Origin of the sequence: Streptomyces sp. NPDC060198 (assembly GCF_042728415.1) — a bacterium.
Taxonomy (GTDB): Bacteria; Actinomycetota; Actinomycetes; order Streptomycetales; family Streptomycetaceae; genus Streptomyces.
In genome coordinates this window covers 1-6,787 of the sequence record NZ_JBHWZJ010000373.1, presented here as the reverse complement: position 1 = coordinate 6,787, position 6,787 = coordinate 1, and the positions used below count along the sequence as shown (strand labels likewise).

Here is a 6,787-nt window from a genome sequence, read left to right as displayed (position 1 = left end):
CGACCGGGCTCCGGCGCAGAGGTGTTCAGCCGTTCTGGTGTTAGGTGCCGTCCCGGGGAGTTCAGTGCTCCTTGAGCGTCTCCACCTGGAACTCGGCGTGCAGCCGGCGGGTGTGGTCCACCTGCCGCGCCGGGCCCGTGAGCCTCACCTCGGCGGTGAGACGCGGGTCCGTGCTGGAGGCGCTGAGCCGCAGCTCCAGCGCGCCCGGCTCCACCACGCGCACGCCGTCGCGGCCGGTGAAGGAAGCGAGGTCGGCGGGGACGCCGACACGCACCCTGGCGGCCTCGCCCGCGGCCAGCTCGACCCGTACGTAACCGGCCAGCCGCTGCACCGGCTGGACGACGGAGGCGACCGGGTCGTGCAGGTAGAGCTGGACGACCTCGACGCCGTCGCGGTCACCCGTGTTCCGTACCGTGCACTCCAGTTCGGCCAGACCGTCGGTGGGGATCTCCGCCGACGCGACGGCGAGGCCGGACCACTCGAACGTCGTGTACGCGAGACCGTGGCCGAAGCCGAACGCGGGCGTCGGGTCGATGTTGGACACCTCGTTCGCGTGACCCAGGCGGGCCGCGAGATAGGTGGACGGCTGCGCGTCCGGCTTCCTCGGCACGCTGACGGGAAGCCGCCCGGACGGGGCGACCCGGCCGCTCAGCACCGAGGCGAGCGCGTGGGTGCCCTCCTCGCCCGGGAAGAAGGTCTGCACGACGGCCGCGGCCTCGTCCACCGCGCGGCCGAGCGCGTACGGCCGGCCCGCCAGCAGGGTGACGACGACCGGAGTGCCCGTGTCCAGGAGCGCGTCCAGCAGCTGCTGCTGGGCGCCCGGCAGGGTGAGCGAACCGGCGTCGCAGCCCTCGCCACTGGTGCCCCGGCCGAAGAGACCCGCCCGGTCGCCCAGCGCGGTGATGACGATGTCCGCGTCGCGTGCGACCGCCAGCGCCTCGCGGAATCCCTCCGTACCGCCGTCGTCGATGCCGCAGCCGGCGGCGGTGACGATCTCGCTGCCGGGGAACTCCGCCACCAGCGCCTCGCGCAGGGTGGGCAGTTCGACACCGGCGGGCAGGTGCGGGTGCTGGCTGCCGACGTGGACGGGGAAGGAGTAGCAGCCGAGCACGGCGGTGGGCCGGTCGGCGTTGGGCCCGATCAGCGCGATGCGGGCGGGGGCCTTCTCGCCCCGGAGCGGCAGGGTGCCGTCGTTGCGGAGCAGCACGACGGCCCGCTCGGCGATCCGGCGGGCCAGCGCGCGGTTGGCGCCGCTGTCCAGGTCCACCGTGCCGCGCAGTGTCTCCGGGGCGAGTTCGGCCCCGGCGAGCGCGTCGGGCACCGGGTTCCAGTCGGCGTCCAGCAGGCCGAGCTGCGCCTTCTGCACGAGGACCCGGTGGGCGGCGCGGTCGATGTCGGCCTCTTCGATGAGGCCCTCGGCGACGGCGTCACGCAGCGGCTCACCGAACGTGTTGACGGTCGGCAGCTCCACGTCGACGCCGGCGAGGAGCGCCGCGACGGCCGCTTCACCGAACGTCCCGACCACACCGTGCAGGGTCTTGAGGAACGCCACGCCGAAGTAGTCGGCGACCACGGTGCCGTCGAAGCCCCAGGTGTCCCTGAGCAGACCGGTCAGCAGTTCCTTGTCCGCGGCGGACGGGACGCCGTCGGTGTCGGTGTAGGCGTGCATCACCGAGCGGACACCGCTCTCGCGCACGGCCATCTCGAACGGCGGCAGGATGACGTCGGCGCGCTCGCGCGAGCCCATGCCGACCGGCGCCAGGTTGCGGCCCGCGCGGGAGGCGGAGTAACCGGCGAAGTGCTTGAGGGTGGCGATGATGCCGGCCCGCTCCAGACCCTTGATGTAGGCCGTGGCGATCGTGCCGACGAGGTACGGGTCCTCGCCGATGGTCTCCTCAACGCGGCCCCAGCGGGCGTCGCGCACCACGTCGAGCACCGGGGCGAGGCCCTGGTGGATGCCGACCGAGCGCATGTCGCGGCCGATCGCCCCCGCCATGTCGCCGATGAGCGCCGGATCGAAGGTCGCGCCCCAGGAGAGCGGCACGGGGTACGCGGTCGCTCCGTAGGCGGCGAAGCCCGCGAGGCACTCCTCGTGGGCCACGGCCGGGATGCCGAAGCGGTTGGCGGTGGTGATCGCGCTCTGGGTGCGCAGCAGCGAGAGCGCGCCGAGCGCGGGGTCGACCGGGACGGTGCCGAACGGCCGGGTGAGCTGGCCCAGTCCCTCGGGCAGCAGGTCGGCCAGCGGCGGCGGCTCCTCCATGTCGTGCTGGTGCGGGGCGACTTCGGCCCCTTCGTCGGAGGCGCCCACCCACACTCCGAAGAGCTGGGCGATCTTCTCCTCCAGCGTCATCTCCCGGAGCAGGGCGTCGGCGCGCTCGGCCGGAGTACGGGACGCGTCCCGCCACGGCAGGAGCGTCACCTCCTCGGCCGGTTCGGTCTGTACGGACACGTGGTCGGTCACTTTCCTCCGACTCCCATCAGCCCCTGTACCAGGGCTCGGCGGGCGAACAGATATACGAGCAGGATGGGAAGCATGGACAGCACGACGGCCGCGAGCATCCCCGGCATGTCGACCCCGTGCTCGGTCTGGAAGTCGTAGAGCCCCATGGTGATGACCTTGGACCCGGCGGACTGCGTCAGCACGAGCGGGAAGAGGAAGCCGTTCCACGCCTGGAGGGCGGAGAAGACGACGATGGTGGAGAGCCCGCTCTTGGAGAGCGGCAGCACCAGCTGGAAGAAGACCCGACGGTGGGTGGCGCCGTCCATCGTCATGGCCTCGTACAGCTCCGGGGTGATGTCGCGCATCACGCCGGTGAGGATGAGGGCGCACACCGGCATCGCGAAGGCCGCCGTCGGCAGGATGATGCCGAGGAGGTTGTCGTAGAGCCCCGCCTCGCTCATCGCGAAGAACATGGGCACGATCACGGCCTGCGAGGGAATGGCGAGACCCAGCAGGAAGAGCCGGAAGACCAGACCGGTCGTGCGGCTGCGGCTGCGCACGATCGCGTACGACAGCGGCGCCACGAGCAGGACCACGATGGCCACCACGGAGAGGGTGACGATCACGGTGTTCAGGAAGTACTGCCCGAACCCGCTGTTGAAGTCGTTGATGTAGTTGTCGAGGGTGAAGTGCTCGGGCAGGGCGAACGGCCCGTTCGACCCGTAGTCGGCGCGGTTCTGGAAGGTCGCGACGAGCATCACGTAGAGCGGGAGGCCCACCACGAGAAGCCAGACGGTGGAGCCGAAGCCGGCGAGGAAATTGGGACGGCGCCTGCTCACATGCCCTCCATGGTGCTGTTCATCTTGTCGTAGCCCGTGAGGCGCACCATCACCAGCGAGATGACCGTGGCGACCAGGATCAGCATCACGCCGATGGCCGAGGCCGCTCCGTAGTCGAAGGTCTTGAACGCCTTCTGGTACATGTAGTAGGCGCTGATGGTGGTGTCGGTGCCCGGTCCGCCCTGGGTGAGGATGAGGACGGTGTCGAACGTCGTCAGACCGCCGACCACCATGAGGATCATCGAGGTGACCACGCTGTTGCGCAGCTGCGGCAGCGTGATGTGGAAGAACTGCCGGTACCGGCCCGCTCCGTCGATCTCCGCCGCCTGGTAGAGCACCCGGGGCACCGAACGCGCGGCACCCTGGTAGATCAGGGTGTGCAGCGGGGTGAACTGCCAGGTGCTGACGAAGATGAGCACCCCGATCGCACTGGCCTGCTGACCGAACAGGTTCCCGTCTCCGAACAGCCACTCGGCCTGCGCGGGGACACCGAAGTTGGGGTCGAGTACCGCGCGCCACAGCACGGAGACGGCCGTGGCGGAGAGCAGCAGCGGGACGAAGTAGATCGCGGACAGCACGGCCCGGTTGCGCTGGTGGCCGGCCGCCCACACCCCCAGCAGGATGGAGAGCGGCGTCTGCACGGCGACGCCCAGGAAGGTGAGCAGCACGCTGAGCCAGAGGCTCTTGATCAGGATCGGGTCGTCGAACAACTTCTTCCAGTTGTCGAGACCGGTGAACTCGGGGTCGGAGAGCCCGTTCCAGCTCGCGAAGGAGAGGGCGACGACCAGGAAGAGCGGGACGATGGCGAAGAGGCCGAAGAAGACGGCAGCCGGAGCCGCCCAGGCGAAGCCGGGACGGCCGGCGCCTTCACGGGAGCGGCCGGGTCCGCGGCCGCTCCCCTGGACCCCTTTGCTGGCCGCGGGGACCGCGGTGGCAGTTGTGGTCATGAGAGGTGTTCCAAGTCGGATGGTGGAGCGCGGTCAGGAGGTGGGCAGGCCCTGCATCGCCTTGATGAAGCCGTCCACGTCGATCCCGCCGTTGAAGAACTGCTGCACCGCGGTCGACAAGGCCGTTCCGGCGGTCTGCGGGTACGCCTGGTCCCAGGAGAGCTGGAAGGAGGGCGCGTTCTTGACGAGGTCGTACTGGAAGTGCGCGTAGTCGGGGCTGGCGGCGGTGTCCAGCTGCGACTCGGTGTTGGTCGTGGTCGGCAGGTTGCCGATCGAGAGCTGCGCCTTCACGAACTGGTCGGAGTACATGAGCTTCAGGAACTCGGCGACCTCCTCCGGGTGCTTGGTCTTCTTCAGCACGGAGTAGAAGTTGTTGGTGTTGCCGACGATGTCGGTCGGGGCACCCTTGCCGCCGTCGATGCTGGGGAAGGCGCTGTAGTCGAGGTCCGACTTGGCGAAGTCCGGCTGGGAGTCCTGGAGGGTCGAGTACTCCCACGAACCCATCAGTTCGAAGGCCGCCTTGCCGGTGGCCAGCAGCGTGGGCGAGCCGCCGTCGGTGAACTTCACGGAGTCGAAGTTGGTGCCGAAGGCGCCGGCGTCGATGAGCTCCTTGAGCTTGTTGAGCGCCGCCTTGCTGTCGTCGGTCGCCCAGACGTCCTTGTCGCCCTTGATGGCCTTCTGGATGAGCTCGGGGCCGGCGACACGGTCGAAGAGGTACTCGAACCACATCAGCGTCGGCCACTTGTCACCGCCGCCGAGGGCGATCGGGGTGACGTCCTTCGACTTGAGGACCTTCACGGCGTTCAGCAGCTCGTCCCAGGTCTTGGGGGCCGCCAGGCCGTTCTCCTTGAGCACCTTGCTGTTGTTGAACATCAGCACCGGCTGCGTACCGCGCATCGGGATGCCGTAGGCCTTGCCGTCCACCACGGTGCTGTTGAACACCGACGGGAGGAAGTTGTCCTTGAGTCCCGGGTCCTTCGCGATGAAGTCGTCCAGCGGGAGGAGCAGCCCGGCGTCGACGAAGGGCTTGATGCTGCCGCCGCCCCAGTTGAAGAAGACGTCCGGTGCCTGCTTGCTGTTGATGATCGTCTGGAGCTTGGCCTGGTAGTCGGCGCCCGGGATGGTGTCCAGGACCACCTTGACCTTCGAGGTCTTGTTGAAGGTGGCGACGAGCTGGTTCTCCACCTTGTTCGTGGCGTCCCCGTAGACCAGCACGTGGATCTTGTCGCCGCCGGACGCGGAGTCGTCCCCTCCACATGCCGCCAAGGACAGCGCCATGGCCATGACTGCCCCGCCGACAACCGCGGTACGTGGGAGCCGTGTGCGTCGCGTCATCGTCTCGCCTCTCGAAAATGTTTCGGCTTCATTACCGAAACTTCATGCGTCGGGACGCTAGGGCTCGGCGGCTGGAGGGGTCAACCCTCGCGGCTCAAGTTGCTGATTTGTTATCTCTGTTGGCCAATTGTTCGTGCCCTATGCTTCTCACCATGCGCGATGACGAGAACGTGGGCCGCATCACCCTTGCCCAGGTGGCCCAACAGGCCGGCGTCTCCATTTCGACAGTTTCGAAGGTGCTGAACGGCAGACAGGACGTTGCCGCGCCGACTCGGGTCAAGGTGGAACGCCTGCTGGAGACGCACTCCTACCGGCGGACGACCCGCTCCGCCCGCGAGGCACCGCTGATCGAGCTCGTCTTCCACGAGCTGGAGAGCATCTGGGCGATGGAGCTCATCAGGGGCGTGGAGAACGTCGCCAAGCTTCATGGGGCGGGCGTGGTGCTCACCGAGAGTGGCACCCGCCACTCACCGAGCCCCGAGTGGATCGAAGGGGTGCTCCAACGCCGCCCGCTCGGTGTGGTGCTGGTCTTCTCGGCGCTCCCGGTGGAGTTCAAGCAGCAGCTGCGGTCCCGGTCGATCCCCTTCGTGATCATCGACCCGGCCGGCGATCCCGAACCCGACGTGCCCTCGGTCGGCTCGGCCAACTGGAGCGGCGGCCTCGCCGCGACCCGCCACCTCATCGAGCTGGGCCACCGGCGGATCGGCATCATCACCGGCCCCGACGACATGATCTGCTCCCTCGCCCGGCTGGACGGCTACCGCTCCGCGATGAGCATGGCCGGCCTGGAAGCCTCCTCCGACCTGGTGCTCTACGGCGACTTCCACGTCGAGGGCGGCTACGACCGGACGATGGAGCTGCTCGCCCTGCCCGACCCGCCCACCGCGATCTTCGCGGGCAGCGACCTCCAGGCGCTCGGCGTGCTCGAAGCGGCGCGGGTCAGTGGACTGCGCGTCCCGCACGATCTCTCCGTGGTCGGGTTCGACGACGTGCCGATCGCCCGCTGGTCCAGCCCTGCCCTCACCACCGTCCACCAGCCGCTTCGGCAGATGGCCGAGGAGGCGGTCCAGATGCTGCTACGGCTCCGGGACGACGTCCCCATGACCACGCGGATGGAGCTCGCCACGAGCCTCGTCGTACGCAACAGCACGGCCGCTCCCCGGGATTGAGGAGCGGCCGTGCTGTGGGCCGGTGACGGGGACCGTCAGCGGGGGTCGGTGTAGGCG

At 69.0% G+C, this 6,787-nt stretch carries 5 protein-coding genes; 1 reads left to right on the top strand and 4 read right to left on the bottom strand.

The window, feature by feature from the left end; genetic code table 11:
• Nucleotides 1-61: 61 nt before the first annotated feature.
• Genes ACFWEP_RS29525 through ACFWEP_RS29510 form a run of 4 tightly spaced genes read right to left on the bottom strand, consistent with a single transcriptional unit; the run spans nucleotide 62 to nucleotide 5,561 of the window.
• Nucleotides 62-2,461, bottom strand: coding sequence for a glycoside hydrolase family 3 N-terminal domain-containing protein (locus ACFWEP_RS29525; RefSeq protein ID WP_387374561.1), 2,400 nt, complete (start codon nucleotides 2,459-2,461; stop codon nucleotides 62-64).
• Nucleotides 2,458-3,279 carry a carbohydrate ABC transporter permease gene (locus tag ACFWEP_RS29520; protein ID WP_387374559.1) on the bottom strand — a complete coding sequence of 274 codons (822 nt, stop codon included), beginning with the start codon at nucleotides 3,277-3,279 and terminating at the stop codon, nucleotides 2,458-2,460. Before ACFWEP_RS29520 ends, ACFWEP_RS29525 begins: the two co-directional genes overlap by 4 nt.
• The gene (locus tag ACFWEP_RS29515; RefSeq protein ID WP_387374557.1) at nucleotides 3,276-4,226 is read right to left on the bottom strand and encodes a carbohydrate ABC transporter permease; all 951 of its coding nucleotides are present in this window, start codon (nucleotides 4,224-4,226) and stop codon (nucleotides 3,276-3,278) included. Before ACFWEP_RS29515 ends, ACFWEP_RS29520 begins: the two co-directional genes overlap by 4 nt.
• Before the next feature lie 33 nt (nucleotides 4,227-4,259).
• Nucleotides 4,260-5,561 (bottom strand): ABC transporter substrate-binding protein, encoded by a 1,302-nt coding sequence (locus ACFWEP_RS29510; protein ID WP_387374555.1) that lies wholly within the window; start codon nucleotides 5,559-5,561, stop codon nucleotides 4,260-4,262.
• A gap of 140 nt (nucleotides 5,562-5,701) precedes the next feature.
• On the opposite strand from ACFWEP_RS29510, the gene ACFWEP_RS29505 reads away from it, so the two are divergent.
• Nucleotides 5,702-6,730 (top strand): LacI family DNA-binding transcriptional regulator, encoded by a 1,029-nt coding sequence (locus ACFWEP_RS29505; RefSeq protein WP_387374553.1) that lies wholly within the window; start codon nucleotides 5,702-5,704, stop codon nucleotides 6,728-6,730.
• Nucleotides 6,731-6,787: the final 57 nt, after the last annotated feature.

Excerpts from the sequence above, each read along its gene's own strand:
- ACFWEP_RS29505 (WP_387374553.1), top strand. The coding sequence starts at position 5,702 with ATGCTTCTCACCATGCGCGATGACGAGAACGTGGGCCGCATCACCCTT.
- ACFWEP_RS29515 (WP_387374557.1), bottom strand. The coding sequence starts at position 4,226 with ATGACCACAACTGCCACCGCGGTCCCCGCGGCCAGCAAAGGGGTCCAG.
- ACFWEP_RS29510 (WP_387374555.1), bottom strand. The coding sequence starts at position 5,561 with ATGACGCGACGCACACGGCTCCCACGTACCGCGGTTGTCGGCGGGGCA.